Genomic DNA, 17,009 nt, shown 5'->3' with positions numbered 1-17,009 from the left:
ATAATACTATATAGCCCATTCCCTATTCCCTGTTCCCTATTCCCTGATGATAGACACCTTACCTGTGTCAATATCGTAAATAGCTCCCACAATTTTGATTTTACCTAAACGCACCAATTTGGCTAATATCAAGGACTTTTTCCATAATTTTTCAGCCTGGTATTGAATATTAGCGATAACTCCAGTTTCTTGGATGTTCTCAGATTTTAAATTTATTCCGGCTAAAGCGGGTTTAATATCTTCAATCACATCGCCAATCTTACCGGGAAGGGGTTCGTTTTTGATGGCTGCGGCTACAGCACCACATTTTTTATGCCCCAATACTACAATTAACTGTGAACCTAGTGCCGATGCAGCGTATTCTAAACTACCAATAGCCGTTTCACTGGCTACATTACCAGCGACTCGCACCACGAATAAATCCCCCAGTCCTTGATCAAAAATAATTTCCGTTGGGACTCTGGAATCTGCACAACCCAATATAGTTGCAAAAGGATATTGACCTTGGGTAACAGCTTGCAAACGTTTTCGTGATTGATTGGGATATTGGGGTTTACGTTCTACAAATCTTTGATTACCAGCTAGTAATCGTGTTAATGCTTGTTGCGGATTGGCTGGGTTTGGGTTAGCTGAATTAACATCAGCAACGGTAGTTTCTTCTTGTGTATCTTTAATCAGACTACCACCCACAGTAGTAGCTACTACTCCTAAACCGCTACCACCTGCTAACCACAAGAAATTACGACGACCGATAAATCCATTAATTCGAGTCATGAACCTACGTGAAAATTTGGTGTGGTTAACAAGAGGATATCAGAATCGACAATACGACAAGAGTACCTTTGCACACCCTTTAATAGCAATTTTAGATTTTAGATTTTGGATTAACAGATTAGATGTGTAGTCTATAAGACTAATTTAATTTTTGCTCACGGGTGGGAAGAGTTGCTGATTTTTATTGATGAGTACGCCAAATATCAATATAGTTAGTACGGCCACTTATCAGAGTATTTCCACTAGGATGAAATTTAATTGCAGTGACTCTGCTGATATCTTGTTTGAAGGTATTGGCGACTTGATTTGTTGATAAATCCCAAAGTTTAACAGTACCGTCATAACTACCGCTAGCTAGGGTTTGACCATCAGGTGTAAAATCTAGGGAGACTATAGCAGCTGTATGTCCTTTTAAAGTTGCGATCGCTTTTCCTGTTTTCAAGTTCCACAATCTGATTGTCTGATCAACTCCACTACTAGCGATGATTTCCCCATCAGGACTGCATACTACAGCAATGATTTCTTTGGTGTGTCCTGTGAATGTTTTACTCAGGCGACGTTGATTGAGATTCCACACTTTAATCGTTTTATCCCAACTACCACTCACAAGAATTTGATTATCTGGACTGAAGGTTACAGAGTTAACTATATTAGTGTGACCCCTTAAAGTAGCAATTTCTTTTTGAGTTTGTAAACTCCAAAGTTTGATGATGTTACCTTGTCCGGTGGCTAGGATTTTACCATCACTACTCATAGCTAGGCTGGTCACTTTTAAATGTGCTTTGCCCAAGGTAGCAATTTGTTTACCTGTTTGTATATTCCATAATCTAATAGTTTGATCTCGACTACCACTAGCCAAAAGTTTACCATCGGGACTCATAGCCACAGACCACACAAAGTCAGAATGTCCTTTGAGGGTATGTATGACTTTTTCCTGTGGCCAATTCCATACTTTAATAGTATGGTCACTGCTACCAGTAGCAAGTGTTGTACCATCAGCACTAATAGCAATACTATTAATTTGCTCAGAATGGGCTGGGATGGTCTTAATTAGATACTGATTAACGGGTAAATTGAGATTAACTTTGGGTTGAGAGGGGATATCTTTTGAAATCAAACGAGATTGGAAATATAATATTCCCGAACCAATTACTAATGAGCAAATCACAGCAGTCAACAGTGTAGTTTTTCGGGTTTGACTGGCGATGAATTTTATGAGTGTTAATTGAGTTGCTTGTAGTTTTGTCGTGAAGACAGACGGAATTAATGTTGGTGATGGTAATCGGTTTAAGTCTGCTAGCACCGCATCCGCAGACTGATAACGTTCATGGAAATCTACCTTTAACAATCTCTCTAGCACTTGAGCAAATTGCTCACTTATAGGGTTTGATAAGTGTTTTCGCCAAGATGTTACCCAACCATAGCCATATTGTATCCACAATTGGGAAGGAGAAACTCCACTGAGCATATAAAAGGCAGTCATTCCTAAGCTATATAAATCACTGCTCGGATAGGCTTCTCCCTGCATCTGCTCTATGGGAGTATATCCTTGTGAGCCAATATTTGTCCCCTTTTGAGCTTTAACTGTGGCGTTTAGTTGCTTAGAAGCACCAAAATCAATTAATACTAACCGCCCATCTTGTTGACGACGAATAATATTTTGGGGCTTAATATCTCGATGAATTACTTGCTTTTCATGGATAAATTTGAGAATAGGTAATAAATCAACTAATAAGTCGTAAATTTCATTTTCCTGATAAGGAGAACGCTGATTTAATTCCTGAGATAAGTTTTTACCTGCGATAAATTCCTGCACTAAATATAAGTTATTATCTTGCTCAAAATAAGCAAAAAGCTGGGGAATTTGGGGATGTTCTCCTAGCTGTTGCAATCTGACTGCTTCGTCTTGAAATAACTCAATCGCTTTTTTTAACGCCCAAGTCCCCTGTACTCGCGGAGCAAATTGCTTGACGACACATTGAACATTGAGTTTATCTACATCCTCTGCTAAATAAGTTCTGCTAAATCCACCTTCATCAGATAGGAGATTGATAATCCGATAGCGGTTTCTCAGTAAAGGTGTGATGGGTGTACCGCAAGCTTGGCAGTATTTCGTACCTTTACTATTTAAAGGGCTAGGGCAATCTGGATTTAAACAGCAGAGCATCATACAAGAGACATATTTTAGATATAAAAGTTTCCTGATTTTGCATTTCAATGGAGAAATTGCTGCAAATTAATCGGCTGTGATTTTAGGTACTCATAGTTATGATAATGTATAAACAAGATTCAAGACTTTGATGAATCCAATAATTATATAGTCAGGATGAAAACTTGAATTTAATACATTTCTACCTGATTGAACTTGACAAAAAATCTATTTTATGAGTGAAAATTTTCTGCTTTTCCTAGAAAAGACAAAAATAGATTTATATCGTTCAAGAAAATAAATTTTTGACTATACATATCTGGAGATTTTCGAGAAATAAATTTTTGTGCCAAATGTGAGGATTGACTAATGAGAAAGCTACATAATCAACAAAACATCACGAAATTAAAATTGTTTTTCATTTATGGTATGAGTTCTAGTTTGCTCATCTCCAGTATGATTCAGCCAATTCATGGGGAAGTTTTGGCAGAAAACAGAGAGAAATTTGTGATTGCTTCACTACCAATAGATGATCCAACTTTAAAAGAAGGGATTAATGAGATTCAAGTCCCTGAAACTACTACAACTACAGCCAATCAACCACCCATTAAACCACCGATCGCACCTAACCCTCCAGCCAATCCGACAATAGCTAACAGTACCAATGCTAATAATAGCTCCAACAACCGAGCTAATATTAACAATCAAGCGTCCAGTAATAATACAAATACCAACAATAGAAATACTAACACTGCTAATAACAGACGTAATTCTCGAAATCGTCAACGAGTAATTGCCACTAATTCTACATCGAGACAGCCAACTTATAGAGATATTGATTTTGTCAATATTCCTTTTGGGATTCTATCTCCTGGTGATTTTCAGTCTGAAGGTAGATATGTGCATTTTTATAGATTTGAGGGACAAGAAAATCAAGTAATTCAACTCAGGTTGACAGGTAGTGTAGATCAACGTCGCAGCAATAACCTGAGTTTAAGACCTTATATGTTTTTGTTTGACCCCGATAATAACGTCATCTTGCGGCGGAGTAGTTCAGACAATAGTAAAAGTATTAGGGATGCTTCCGTATTTGCCAAATTACCGAAAAAAGGCGTTTACACGATAGCAGTTACTAGCCAAAATCCTGGAGATATAGGACGTTATACGATAGCTTTGAGAAATGATCGCGCTAGCTACATTGAAGATGACTTTACGGAATTAACTGCTAGCAGTCCGACTCTGAATAATGGTAGTCCCTACAATGTCACCAAATTGGAAGGGAAAAAAGGTCAACTTGTCAGTATCCGTGTAGATAGTATCTTAGAAGAATTTTCTCCCTTTATCGTTTTATTAGATGCTCAGGGAAGGGTAGTATCTTCAGATAATGATCGAGAAGGTAGGTATAGTGCTTTAATTGATCGAGCTAAATTACCGGCGGGTGGCACTTACTATGTAGTGGTAACTTCCAAAACGCCTAATCAAAGTGGTAGATATCGATTGACTGTTTTCTAGGTTTGTTGGCTGTTCACTGGAAAAATAGGTGATGAATTTTACTATCCAAAATGTATTGATAGCGGCTGACGAGAGTTACACCACCACCGATGTACATATTATAGAAGGGAAAATTGCGGCGATCGCTCCCAACTTAAATATCATCGGTACAGTAATTGATGGTAGCAATAAACTGTTGCTACCTGGTTTTTTCAATGCTCACACCCATTCCTCAGAAATGTGGCAACGGGGCATTATGTCAGCTTTGCCCCTAGAATTATGGTTAGCGGAATTATATGATTTCGCGCCCCTTGATACCGAACAGGTGTATCTGAGTGCTTTAGGAACAGCCGTAGAAACCCTGATGTCTGGTGGTACAAGTGTTGTAGATCATCTGGTGTTAATTCCCGGACAAGAATTAGAAACCATAGCCTGTGCGGTGCGTGCTTATAGAGAAGTGGGAATTCGGGCTTTTGTTGCGCCTTTAATTCAAGATGAATCTTTAACTGCGGGAATACCTAACGGAGAATCGACACCAACCCATGAACCGTTTTTCCGTAGTACCGCCGCAACGCTAGAAATGATGGAAACAGCAATTAAACAGTTTCACCATCCAGAAACAGGGGTGAATATTTTAGTTGCACCTACGGGGATACAATTATGTACAGATGGGTTATTTGAGGGATGTATTGAGTTAAGCGATCGCTATAATATTTGTCGTCACTCTCATTTACTCGAAACAAAAGCCCAAGCCAAACTCGCCGAGGAAAAATACGGTTGTAGTGCTGTTACCCATCTTAAACAAATTGGTTACTTGAGCGATCGCACTTCCTTAGCCCATTGTGTTTGGTTAGATGATGCAGACATTGCTATCCTTGCAGAAACTCAATCAACAGTAGTTCACAACCCCTTGAGTAATTTACGCTTAGGTAGCGGCATCGCCCCCATTCTAAAATATTGCCAAGCTGGGGTAAACGTCAGTTTTGGTTGTGATGGTGCTTCTAGTAACGACTCCCAAGACTTATTAGAAGCCATCAAAATCGGTTCTATTTTACACAACGTTACAGATTTTGATTATCGCCATTGGATTACACCCCGAAAAGCCGTAGAAATGGCTGCTTTAGGCGGTGCAAAGGGGTTAAATATGGCAGATCAATTGGGTTCTCTTACCGTAGGCAAACAAGCCGATTTGGTACTCTATGACCTTACTAATTTATCATTATTACCACGAACAGACCCCATTGGGTTATTAGTTTTAGGTCGTCCCAGCAACGTTGTAGACAGTGCGTGGGTGAATGGTAAGCAAATTATTGCTAATGGGAAGGTGACAACGATTAACGTTGATGAACTGCGACAAGAACTATTTAACCGCAGCCAATGGACTACTCAACGTCAGTCGCCAACTGTAGCGCAAATTGAGGCGCATTATCGCCAAGTAATGGGGTTGTAAGAGACTATCAACCTGAATCATGTATGACTGGGAAAGCCTCAAAGCCCCGAATTATTAAACAAATTCGGGGTTTTTTGATTTCTCAGTAGATTTTTGGGCGTTGCTGATTAATGGGATGATTTATGTTTCGCGCATTCGCCCTTGGCGTTCCCGAAGGGTAGGCGCAAAGCCGCAAAAAATCGTTAGTTTACTTTGCTCGAAAAGCTTAATTCATCCCGCATTTATGCAACGCCAATTTTTGCATAACCTCCAAATCTCCAGAAATATATCCCTATGAAAGCAATTTGGATATTTTAGGAGAGATTGCCATGAACAGTTTAAAATTAGCCGCGACTATAATTGTATGCACAACATTAGCTTTTACACCCAAAGCTGAAGCTAAAAACTTATTTAATCATCAGCAAATCCCCACATCGCAAGTCACTGCACAATCTACCGAATCTGAAGTTTACGCTAACTTACAACGAGGTATTGATTTACTAGAAGGGAAAAACTATCAAGCAGCTATCGAAAAGTTTACCCAAGTTTTAGAAGTTGATCCCAATAATATTTATGCTTACGTTGGTAGAGGTGCTGCCAAGATATATATAGAGCAGTATCAAGCTGCCAATACAGATTTTGATGCGGCTTTAGCCATTAATCCTAATATTGCTTTAGCCTACTATTTTCGAGGTATTAGCAACTATTATTTAAGAGATAAAACAGCAGCGATCGCAGATTTTCGGCAAGCATCTGCACTCTTTAAAAAAGAAGGCAAACTAGATTTAGCACAAAAAGCTGATAGTGCCATTAAAGAGATAGAAGCTAGTTAAAATATGGCACAATTTTCAGTTATTACCTTAACTGTTGACGGCACAACTATAAACTGTCAACAGTTAACAGCACAAATTTTTATTTAAATCGGTGAACGTTGAGGAAAATCGACTACCCTAAAATAACATTAGTGATTTTCATCGCCATCAAGGTGAAAGAAATTAACTCAATCAACTTTCTGTGTCTGTGCATGATGATATGTCTAAAAAATTAATCAATTACATCAAATCAACTGGCTTTATTCTGCTTACAAATATCTGTTTATTCACCAAAGTTACAGCACAACCTATAGATTCACCAATCCAAACATTACAAAGACAACTCATTTTACAAAACAACTATCCATCAGCTTTAGAAATTTCTGAACGCAGCCGCAACCGTTCATTAATTAACCTCTTGTCTACACCAGCAATTAAGCCAATTAGTACCCAGCAAATTCAACAGGTGGCGAAACAACAAAATGCCACCCTGGTGCAATACACTATTATTAATGACGCAGTTACCATTGCAGGTAAAAAGCAAACTCAAGCATCAGAAATTTATATTTGGTTGATTAAGCCTACAGGTGAAGTTGCCTTTCGCAGTATTGAATTAAAACCTTTTTTTCAACAAGAAAATACATCTCTATCACAATTAATTAATAGCGGTCGTCAGTCTCTCGGTGTAACTAGTGATTACACAAAAGGTATTATCAAAGTATCTCCCACACACACTATTAACCCTCAAAGAAAACTACAAAAACTCCATCAATTATTAATTGCACCCATCGCCGAATTATTACCCAAACAACCAGACGCACACATTATTTTTATTCCCCAAGGAGAATTATTTCTCGTACCTTTCGCCGCCTTGCAAGATAGTAAAGGTCAATATTTAATTGATCAACATACCATCGCCACTGCACCCTCAATTCAAGCACTAGACTTACTCTATCAACGTCAGACTTTACGCACAATACTTCCTGAAAATGTGCTGATTGTTGGTAATCCTATCATGCCTGATGTTGCTTTAGATTCTATGCCTGGTGCAGAACAAGAAGCAAAAAACATTGCTGATATATTTAACACCCAAGCAATCATAGGTGATGCAGCCACAGAAACCGCCGTAGTAGCAAAAATGTCCCAAGCCAAAATTATTCATTTAGCTACCCAAAACGGATGCCGTGATTCCTCAAAAAGCCTGTGTGGGTTAACTTTTGCATCATCATCACAAGACAACGGTTGGCTCACATCTGAAGAAATTCTAAACTTAAACCTCCAAGCCGATTTAGTGGTGCTGAGTGCAGGTGATACAGCATTAGGTAAAATCACTAGTGATGGTGTCATCGGCTTATCTCGTTCTTTCTTTGCGGCTGGGGTTTCCAGCGTCATTGGTTCTTTATGGACTGTATCAGATCGGGAGACGGCTTTTTTGATGACAGCGTTTTATCAACAACTCAGTAAAAACCCAGATAAAGCAGCAGCCCTGCGCCATGCGATGCTAGAAACTAAGAAAAAATACCCAAATCCGAGGCATTGGGCTAGTTTTACCCTCATTGGTTTGTTGTAGCAATAGTAGCTGGTTAGAGGATTGTATGATCTACCGTTGGCGAAGTTTCACAATATTATCTTTGGTACTGTATCTGACATTTGGCTTTGCTGGATGGGAGTTAAAACCGTTATTGGCATCACAGGTATCAGCACAAAACCAAGACACCCGCAACATTGAAGCTGATAAACTACTCCAACAAAGTGAGCAACTCAGCGAAAATCATCAACCCCAAGCAGCTTTAAAAACTGTTCAGCAAGCTTTATCTATTTATCGGAAAGTAAAAGATAAACAGGGAGAAGGTAAAGCACTGAATTATCTGGGCAATATTTACTCTGATGGGTTAGATGAATATAATCAGTCAATTAATTACTATCAACAAGCCTTAAAAATTGCGCGACAAAATAATGATTCTAGTTTAGAAGTGAGAGCTTTAAGTAATTTAGGGTTGACTAAATTTCAGTTAGGCAATCCTCAGTCTGCTATTGAAGATTGTGAGCAAGCCTTAGCGTTAGCACGTAAAAATCAGCACTATGAAACAGAGGCACTTGCCCTCAAATGTTTGGGAGCAATTTATATTATTAATGATACCTCCAAAGGGCTTGATTTCATTGAACAATCTTTGATGGTGTTAGAAAAAGCTAGTGGTTCTCCTGACGATCAACTCCGCCAAGATAAACTCAAAACCAGTATTTTAACTTCTCTGGGAAATCTTTATTATGGTTTGGGTGTAGGTAAACTCTATAATAAAGATCCGACTGGAGAGCAGTTATTAACTAAATCTTTAGAGGATTATCAGCAGGCTCTAAAAATTGCTCAAAAAATAGGCGATCGCCCTAAACAAGCAAAAGTATTATTAGGTATAGGCGATATATATCAATTTCAAAGTCAATACTCTAAATCCGAAGCTACATTTCAGGAAGCTTTGCAAATTTTACAGTCTAATCAAAACTGGCAGTCTCAATCAAGAGAAGTACACAGCAAATTAGGTGATTTATATACTAGATGGAGTAAACAAGAACAAGCACTAAAATCTTATCAGGAAACCTTAAAAATCATCACAACAGAAAGATTTTATTCACCCTTACAAAAACTTAGATTAAATATAGACCAAGGATGGATATTAGCAAACATTGGTAATATTTATGCCTATACAAATCGGTATGAAAAAGCATTAGAGACATATCAACAAGCATTCACTATTTTGCAAACTGCACGTAATGATTCCCAGAAAATTATTAACCCGCAAAAACAAATTAGTGAGATACGTATCATTCGCGGTATGCAGATGATTAATATCCAAAGATGTACAGTCTACACATTTATCGGGCAAGATGAAAAAGCTAAACGATTTTGTCAGGCTGCTAGCAATATTTCTGAAAATAATATCTCACCAACAAAATCTCATAAATCACCTTCAGAAATAGCTAAATCCCGCCAAAAATTAAATAATGCACTAAAAAAATTAGAACAGGCACAAATTTTAGGCAGTCCAGACTTGATAGCTTTTGCATTAGCTCAAGCTGGTGAAGCCTATTCTAACTTAGAGGAATATAAACTAGCTGAGGAATATTTGCAAAAAGCCTTAGCATTGATTCAAACAACTGACACTCTGCAATTTAAACCATATATCTTTATAGCTGCTGGAGTATTTTATGAACAACAAAAACAATATGATGTGGCATTGAAGTATTATCAGCAATCTGGAGAATTTGCCAAACAATCTGGTGACAAATTACAAGAAGCCAACGTTTTGAGACAGATAGCTACAACTAACTTAACTATCAATAAACTACCCCAGGCTACTACAGCTTTATATAGAGCAATAGATATTTTTGAATCAATTCGTAATAATCTATCTGATCCTAATCAAATTAGCATTTTTGAAACGCAAATTTTTGTCTACAATCTATTACAAAAAACCCTAATTAGACAAAATAAATTCCAAGAAGCCTTAGCGGTTGCAGAAAGGAGTAGAGCTAGAGCTTTTATCAATTTACTTACATCAAGAGTAACAACACAAAATAAGTTGACAATCAATTTGGATGACTTAAACATATTACCACCAGCAATTACAGATATTCAAAAAATAGCGCAAGAGCAAAAAGCCACAATCGTACAATATACAGTACCCGATTCTGGCATTCAGAAGAATCAAGATCAGAATCAGCAACTAAATATTACAGAAATTTATATTTGGGTAATTAAACCCAATGGTGAAATTAGTTTTAAGCAAGTTAATCTTAATGTACTAAATATATCATTAGAAGATTTAGTCAATGAAGGTAGGTTATCTATAGGCAGTGGTGGTAGAAATATTAGAATCGAAAGAAAATCTGTACCTAATTCTCAAGCCACTTTACAGAAATTACATGAGATATTAATTACACCCATAGCATCTTATCTGCCCACTATCCCAGAAGAAAAAGTTATTTTCATCCCCCATAATTCATTATTTCTAGTTTCCTTTGCTGCACTGCAAGATAAAAATGGGAAATACTTAATCGAAAAACATACAATTCTCACTGCACCAGCAATTCAAGTTCTCGATTTAACTCGTCACCAACGACAAAAAGTCACAGGGAAAAACGTTTTAGTGATGGGTAATCCTATCATGCCCAAAGTCGGAAATCCACCTATTCAACTTGAACCGCTTCCAGGCGCACAGAGAGAAGCATTAAATATTGCTAATTTATTCAATGTTAAAGCTATCACTGGTAAAGACGCAACCACAGCAGCATTAAAACAACGATTGTCGACTGCTAGAATTATTCATCTAGCGACACATGGATTATTAGATGATCCTAGTCAAAACATTCCTACTGCTATAGCCCTTGCGCCTACTAATAATGACGACGGTTTACTTACTCCAAAAGAAATTCTTGATTTAAAAATCAACGCCGAGTTAGTAGTTTTAAGTGCGTGTGATACAGGTAGAGGAAAAATTACTGGTGATGGGGTAATTGGATTATCTCGTGCTTTGATTACGGCTGGTGCATCGAGTGTAATTGTATCGTTATGGGCTGTTCCTGATGCACCTACATCAGAATTAATGACGGAGTTTTATCAACAATGGGAAAAAAACTCTGATAAAGCTGTGGCGTTAAGAAATGCCATGCTGATAACGATGAAAAAACACCCTAGTCCGATTGATTGGGCAGCGTTTACTTTAATTGGTGAGTCTTAGTCATATCAATTCACAAAAAATTTGATACAGGTACAAATGCTAAAAGGTACGCTGAGTCTCACTTTTTTAATTTTGAATTTTGAATTGGTATTAGGTGCGTTACGGCTTACGCCTAACACACCCTACATATAGATTTTTCCTTCAAATCAAACCGGATGCCTATACAACAAAAATATTAATAACAAATATGATATTTCAGCAGAAAATTTACTTGATTTCTCTCACTTATATTATGGCTGGATTTTTGCCATTAACTATCATTTTGCCAAGAGCATTACAGATGTCGCAGGTATTGGCACAAACATCAAATAGCCGCAAAGAAACAGCAGAAAAACTTTTACAACAAGGTAGAGAACAATATCAAGCTAGTCAATTTGATGCAGCATTACAATCTTGGCAACAAGCATTAGTGATTTATCAAAAAATCCGAGACTATGAAAGTGAAGTTAAGGTACTAAATAATATTGGTCTAGCATACCAAGTTAAGGGAGAATATGACAGTGCAATTAATTATCTTTAGAGGTCTTTAGTAATTGCTAAAAAAATAAACTACCGTTTAGGAGCAGCTAGAGATTTAGGTAATTTTGGCATTATATATCAAGATAAAGGCGATTATGGTCAGGCAATTGATTATCATCAACAAAATTTAGCGATCGCAGTAGAACTCAAAGATAATCAAAGTCAAGCAAAAGCCATCGCTAATATTGGTCTTGTATACTATTTTTTAGGTGATGTGCCAACAGCAATTAAACAATATTCACAAGCTTTAGCTATTTTTAGAAACCTTGCAGACCGTCAAAGTGAAGCCACATTACTCAATAATCTTGGTCTGGCTTACTCTGCAATTGGTGATTATCCAAACGCCATTCAAAACTACCAACAAGCTTTAATTATTATCCAAGAAATAAAAAATCCACAACTTGAAGGTAAAATTCTGGGTAATTTAGGTAGTATCTATTATTTCTTAGGGCAATATTCTCAAGCTATTGATTATCAACAAAAATGGCTGACAATTGCTCGTACTATTGTTGACCCTCGCAGTGAAGGAGACGCTTTAGGTAACTTGGGTCTAACTTATTCGCTGCAAGGAGACTACCCCCAAGCCATCAATTATCAACAGCAGAGTTTAGCAATTGCGCAGAAAATTTCTGACCAACTGGGGGAAGGTCAATCTCTGAATAATTTAGGTCTGACTTTCTTTAAATCTGGTAATCTTTCCGCCGCCGAAACAAACCTGTATGCAGCTATTAATATTTGGGAAAATCTCAGAAGTCCTAAATCAAAGTTACAAAATACAGATAAAGTCTCTCTTTTTGACACGCAAAAAAATACTTATGGCCTATTGCAGCAAGTTTTAATTGCCCAAAATAAAACCGATGCAGCCTTAGAAATATCAGAACGAGGTCGAGCTAGAGTTTTTGTTGAACTACTAGCATCGCGCTCATCTAATAATAATAAAAACGCAGTAAATCCTGTGCGATCGCTCACAATTGAGGAGATGAAACAAATTGCCAAAATCCAAAATTCTACCTTAGTGCAGTATTCCATAATTAGGGAAGAATTCACAGTTTCTGGTAAACTGCAATTTCAAGAATCAGAACTCTATATTTGGGTCATCAAACCCACAGGTGAAATTACCTTCCGTAAAGCCGACCTCAAACCTTTATGGCAAAAAGAAAACACAAATTTAGAAAAACTTGTGAGTATGAGTCGTCAATCTATTGGTGTGAGGGGACGCGGTGGTCTTAGTGTCAGTCCAAAACCTGATGCACCCAAAACAAAACCAAGATTGAACCGACTACATCAACTACTGATTCAACCCATCGCTGATATTCTCCCCAAACAAGACAGCGAAAAAGTCATTTTCATCCCTCAAAATGAGTTATTCCTTGTCCCCTTCCCCGTACTACAAGATGAACAAGGCAAATATCTCATACAAAAACATACTATTCTCACTGCCCCAGCAATTCAAGTATTAGATTTCACGCGTCAACAAAAATTAGGTGTGGGAAATGGAGAGGTATTGGTAGTAGGTAATCCCACTATGCCCAAGGTAATTTTAGAACCGGGAAAACCGTCCGACAAACTCACATCTTTACCTTGGGCGGAAAAAGAAGCGCGAGAAATTGCTGCTAAGTTCAATACTCAAGCATTAATCGGCGATAAAGCCACCAAAACCACAATTGTCAACAAAATGACACAGGCTCGAATCATTCATTTAGCCACCCACGGCTTACTAGATGATAACCGAGGCTTGGGCAGTGCCATAGCATTAGCACCCTCCAGCACTGATAACGGTCTGTTGACGGCGGAAGAAATCCTCAATCTCAAGCTAAATGCAGACTTAGTAGTGTTAAGTGCTTGCGACACCGGACGCGGACGCATCACTGGGGATGGTGTCATCGGTTTATCTCGTTCTTTAATTAGCGCAGGTACACCCAGCGTCATTGTTTCCTTGTGGGCTGTTGATGATGATTCCACATCTTTTTTGATGACAGAGTTTTATAAAAATCTCCAACAACAAGATAAAGCCACCGCTTTACGTCAGGCCATGCTAACTACGATGCAGAAATATCCCCAACCCAGAAATTGGGCTGCTTTTACCTTAATTGGGGAATCAAAGTGACATTTTGAACCGGAACACAAGCATCTGCGTTCTAGGAAAATTTTTACATAACCTCGCCATGCAGAGAGATATTAAGTCCTAACAATTATTTTTATAAAGACAATCACACCATGAACCGCATTACATCTAGTCTCTTAATCACTGGTTTTATTTACTCTAGCTTGGGTATATTCTCTCTTGCACCACAAAAAAAAGCCGTTGCTCAAGCTTCAGAAAGTGGTGATTTATTTTACCTGTATAAAGGACAACGTATCCCCTTAAATCAGCGTCAAGATGCGATCGCAGTTTCATTTAAAAAGGGTCGTACCCGTGATATCAGCGCACCTCCTTTGTATCTCCAACTCCAGCAAGACTTACAACGTGGAAGTCGCAGCACTACACCCCCTAGAGTGAGTCCTTTAGGTGAAGATTACGCCGTAGTGAGTTTACCCAAAGACACCCCAATCAACATTGAACAGCGCATTCAGAAGCAAGCGTATATAGAAAACACCTTCCCAGTTCTCAGTCGTCAAACCACCAAAGAAGTCATCGTTCTTCCCAACGAAATTATTGTGAGTTTTGACTCCAAACTCTCCCAAAGCCAAAGACAAGCTATTTTACAGCAAAACAAACTAGCTATTGTGCGTCCCCTGCGCTTTTATCGCGATCGCTATCTCGTTAAATCTACTGAGGCGACTGGTACAAAAATTCTCAACGTTGCCAACCAATTAAGCAACGTCAAGGGGATTACATCCGTATCCCCCAACTTTATCCAATCTGTCACTGAGCAGAATCTCGAAGCTGCGACAAAACAAGTCGCCAATCTGCAAGGGATTGGGGACACTTCGACAAGCTCAGTGCTTCGCTGGGGACTGGGGACTGGGAATAAGAGTACACCCCAATCCCCAGTCACTAATCCCCAGTCCCCCCTAATCGGACTCGCATGGCATCTTAATAGTTCACCTCTCAAACAATGCTTATTACAACCCCTATCTAGTTGGGAGGGATTGCAAGATTGTTTACAACAACCCAATGTAGCGAATAAATCTACAGTTTCTCGCACAGATGTACGTGTTACCGAAGCCTGGAAACACAGCAACGGCGGACGTGGTGTCGTTGTGGCGGTGATTGATAGCTTGATTCAATGGGATCATCCTGATTTGGCTGATAGTCTTTATACCGTCAAATCTGCGGATAAATGCCCAAATGAAATTCACGGCTGGGATTTTTCTAGTGGTGGGAATAGTCTTGAACCCTGTGAAATCGGTGATGATGATACCCGTATCAGCCGTACTGAACTAGCTATTCTCCGAATCAGATTTCAAGATACTTTCAAACTCTCCGATGCAGAACTAGTCCAGCAGTATCCCTTGGAAGCATTGGAGATTAAACAAATTTACCGCAATTATTCTTTAACACAAATCGCTCAAGTATTACGTTACGTTTTTCGCACAGATAAAGTTGGCGGAGAATTTCATGGGACTTGGGTAAGTGGTGTGATTGCGGCTCAACCCAAGGATAATCAAGGACTAGTAGGTGTTGCGCCGAATGCGAAAATTTTACCTGTGCGGTTGTTTGGGTTGAATGGGAGTTATATCCCTTCTAACTATATAGAAGCCATTGGTTATGCAGCCGATCGCGGTGCTGATATTATCAATCTTAGCTTGGGTAGTACACTTCCTAGTGCTGGAGAAGAAGAAGCGATCGCTGAAGTTCTCCGCAACTATCCTAAACTGGTAATTGTGGCGGCGGCTGGCAATGCTAACTCCAGCCAAGTGGCCTATCCTGCGGCTTATCCAGGAGTATTGTCTGTAGGAGCAACTAATATTTTAGGCGATCGCGCCTCCTATAGTAACTACGGCAAAGGTTTAGATGTAGTCGCACCAGGAGGAGAATTGAGTACACCTGGATTACTCGGCGGTATTCCCACCACCGGCGGAACTTGGCTAGAACCATTTTGGCAAGGAATACCCAACCCTACCTCTCGTTGGTCTGCGGTGGTAGATCCCCGTGGTAAATATTGGTGGGTACAAGGGACATCCTTCTCCGCACCAACTGTAGCCGGAGTTGTGGCTTTAATGAAAGGAGAAGACCCCCAAAAGCGTCTGAGTAGACAACGCTTAGTTAACATCCTCACATCCACAGCCAGCTATCAAGGGCTGAATATATCCGATGGAGATGCTAGATTATATCGTTCCCAGAGACGCAAAGGTGCAGTTTCCTCTGCTGTCAAAGGTCAGCAATACTTTTTCGGTAGGGGGTTAGTGAATGCTGAAGCCGCAGTGCAGGCGGTGAAGCAGCAGAAATAACTTAGGCGTTAACGCAAAACCTAACCCCACATCTACAGTTGTGGGAAAATCCGGCTCAAATCTAACAAGACATCTGCAAATCTAGGAATGGCTACTGACTGATCGGGTAAAAATATCTGCTTGCTGAGGTAATTAAATTTACCTTGAGCGTTTTGATAGGGTTGGCTGTAACACTCAAGTTGCCGAATATTTAAATTAACAATCCAATAATCAGAGATTCCCGCTTCTGCATAGACTTCTAACTTAGTTGTTTGGTCGTAATTTAGGGTTGAGTCGGAAATTTCAATCACTAATAAAATATCTTCGGGGTAGGGATGATGAGCTAGATAATCTTCATCTTTGCCGCGTGCGATCGCCACATCTGGTTCAGGTTCGCTTTGGTTTGGTAAAGTAATCGGATCTTGTCCACGAATCACGGCGCGATCGCCTAATAATCGATCCAGTTGGCGGCATAAGATAGAACCGCAGACTGTATGAGGTGTGCCTTTAGCTACCATTTTAATCAATTCTCCCCGAATCAATTCAATGCGCTCGTTCTCCTGGAGAAATCCCAGTTCAATCAGCCGATGATATTCATCAATCGTGAATCGCTTTGGTGTGACAATATTCATGAGGCATCACCGATTAACTGTCATATAGCAATCCTATTTGATTTATCAACCACTTGCCGAATTTTGCATATCCAGCGATCGCCTAGAGATATA

Annotated in this window: 11 protein-coding genes and 1 pseudogene; 9 read left to right on the top strand and 3 right to left on the bottom strand. The window is 39.1% G+C overall.

Features of this window, described 5'->3' with window-relative positions; genetic code table 11:
- Window positions 1-36: 36 nt before the first annotated feature.
- Window positions 37-774, bottom strand: coding sequence for a carbonic anhydrase (locus tag ACQFX9_RS17820; RefSeq protein ID WP_427157367.1), 738 nt, complete (start codon window positions 772-774; stop codon window positions 37-39).
- Window positions 775-955: 181 nt separating this feature from the next.
- Entirely contained in the window at window positions 956-2,944 is a 1,989-nt protein-coding gene (locus tag ACQFX9_RS17815) for a protein kinase domain-containing protein (protein ID WP_427157366.1), read from the bottom strand.
- A gap of 348 nt (window positions 2,945-3,292) precedes the next feature.
- On the opposite strand from ACQFX9_RS17815, the gene ACQFX9_RS17810 reads away from it, so the two are divergent.
- The 9 genes and pseudogenes from ACQFX9_RS17810 to ACQFX9_RS17770 all read left to right on the top strand — a co-directional run bounded on the left by ACQFX9_RS17810 (window position 3,293) and on the right by ACQFX9_RS17770 (window position 16,305).
- Window positions 3,293-4,435 (top strand): PPC domain-containing protein, encoded by a 1,143-nt coding sequence (locus ACQFX9_RS17810; RefSeq protein WP_427157364.1) that lies wholly within the window; start codon window positions 3,293-3,295, stop codon window positions 4,433-4,435.
- Between the two features lie 31 nt (window positions 4,436-4,466).
- Window positions 4,467-5,864, top strand: a complete 1,398-nt coding sequence (locus ACQFX9_RS17805; RefSeq protein WP_427157363.1) for an amidohydrolase — start codon at window positions 4,467-4,469, stop codon at window positions 5,862-5,864.
- Between the two features lie 308 nt (window positions 5,865-6,172).
- Entirely contained in the window at window positions 6,173-6,676 is a 504-nt protein-coding gene (locus tag ACQFX9_RS17800) for a tetratricopeptide repeat protein (RefSeq protein WP_427157362.1), read from the top strand.
- Window positions 6,677-6,875: 199 nt separating this feature from the next.
- Complete coding sequence (locus ACQFX9_RS17795; protein ID WP_427157361.1) at window positions 6,876-8,225, top strand: CHAT domain-containing protein; 1,350 nt, start codon at window positions 6,876-6,878, stop codon at window positions 8,223-8,225.
- 25 nt (window positions 8,226-8,250) lie between these two features.
- On the top strand, window positions 8,251-11,391 hold the full coding sequence (locus ACQFX9_RS17790; protein ID WP_427157360.1) for a CHAT domain-containing protein: 3,141 nt from the start codon (window positions 8,251-8,253) through the stop codon (window positions 11,389-11,391).
- Between the two features lie 187 nt (window positions 11,392-11,578).
- Complete coding sequence (locus ACQFX9_RS17785) at window positions 11,579-11,911, top strand: hypothetical protein (protein WP_427157359.1); 333 nt, start codon at window positions 11,579-11,581, stop codon at window positions 11,909-11,911.
- Window positions 11,912-11,923: 12 nt separating this feature from the next.
- A pseudogene (locus tag ACQFX9_RS17780) lies at window positions 11,924-12,112 on the top strand (tetratricopeptide repeat protein); the annotation flags it as partial.
- 12 nt (window positions 12,113-12,124) lie between these two features.
- Window positions 12,125-14,017: a CHAT domain-containing protein gene (locus ACQFX9_RS17775; protein ID WP_427157357.1), complete on the top strand. Its 1,893-nt coding sequence runs from the start codon at window positions 12,125-12,127 to the stop codon at window positions 14,015-14,017.
- 110 nt (window positions 14,018-14,127) lie between these two features.
- A complete protein-coding gene (locus tag ACQFX9_RS17770) occupies window positions 14,128-16,305 on the top strand; it encodes a S8 family serine peptidase (RefSeq protein ID WP_427157355.1) in 2,178 nt (725 codons plus the stop codon).
- A gap of 32 nt (window positions 16,306-16,337) precedes the next feature.
- Here ACQFX9_RS17770 and ACQFX9_RS17765 read toward each other — a convergent pair whose 3' ends face one another.
- Window positions 16,338-16,916 carry a Uma2 family endonuclease gene (locus tag ACQFX9_RS17765; RefSeq protein ID WP_427157353.1) on the bottom strand — a complete coding sequence of 193 codons (579 nt, stop codon included), beginning with the start codon at window positions 16,914-16,916 and terminating at the stop codon, window positions 16,338-16,340.
- Between the last annotated feature and the right edge of the window lie 93 nt (window positions 16,917-17,009).

It is taken from the genome of Aliinostoc sp. HNIBRCY26 (genome assembly GCF_050235535.1).
In the GTDB taxonomy this organism is placed as follows: domain Bacteria; phylum Cyanobacteriota; class Cyanobacteriia; order Cyanobacteriales; family Nostocaceae; genus Trichormus.
The sequence above is the reverse complement of the archived record's forward strand: the minus strand, read 5'-3'. Positions and strand labels throughout refer to the sequence as shown.

Excerpts from the sequence above, each read along its gene's own strand:
- ACQFX9_RS17820 (WP_427157367.1), bottom strand. The coding sequence starts at position 774 with ATGACTCGAATTAATGGATTTATCGGTCGTCGTAATTTCTTGTGGTTA.
- ACQFX9_RS17815 (WP_427157366.1), bottom strand. The coding sequence starts at position 2,944 with ATGATGCTCTGCTGTTTAAATCCAGATTGCCCTAGCCCTTTAAATAGT.
- ACQFX9_RS17810 (WP_427157364.1), top strand. The coding sequence starts at position 3,293 with ATGAGAAAGCTACATAATCAACAAAACATCACGAAATTAAAATTGTTT.
- ACQFX9_RS17805 (WP_427157363.1), top strand. The coding sequence starts at position 4,467 with ATGAATTTTACTATCCAAAATGTATTGATAGCGGCTGACGAGAGTTAC.
- ACQFX9_RS17800 (WP_427157362.1), top strand. The coding sequence starts at position 6,173 with ATGAACAGTTTAAAATTAGCCGCGACTATAATTGTATGCACAACATTA.
- ACQFX9_RS17795 (WP_427157361.1), top strand. The coding sequence starts at position 6,876 with ATGTCTAAAAAATTAATCAATTACATCAAATCAACTGGCTTTATTCTG.
- ACQFX9_RS17790 (WP_427157360.1), top strand. The coding sequence starts at position 8,251 with ATGATCTACCGTTGGCGAAGTTTCACAATATTATCTTTGGTACTGTAT.
- ACQFX9_RS17785 (WP_427157359.1), top strand. The coding sequence starts at position 11,579 with ATGATATTTCAGCAGAAAATTTACTTGATTTCTCTCACTTATATTATG.
- ACQFX9_RS17770 (WP_427157355.1), top strand. The coding sequence starts at position 14,128 with ATGAACCGCATTACATCTAGTCTCTTAATCACTGGTTTTATTTACTCT.
- ACQFX9_RS17765 (WP_427157353.1), bottom strand. The coding sequence starts at position 16,916 with ATGAATATTGTCACACCAAAGCGATTCACGATTGATGAATATCATCGG.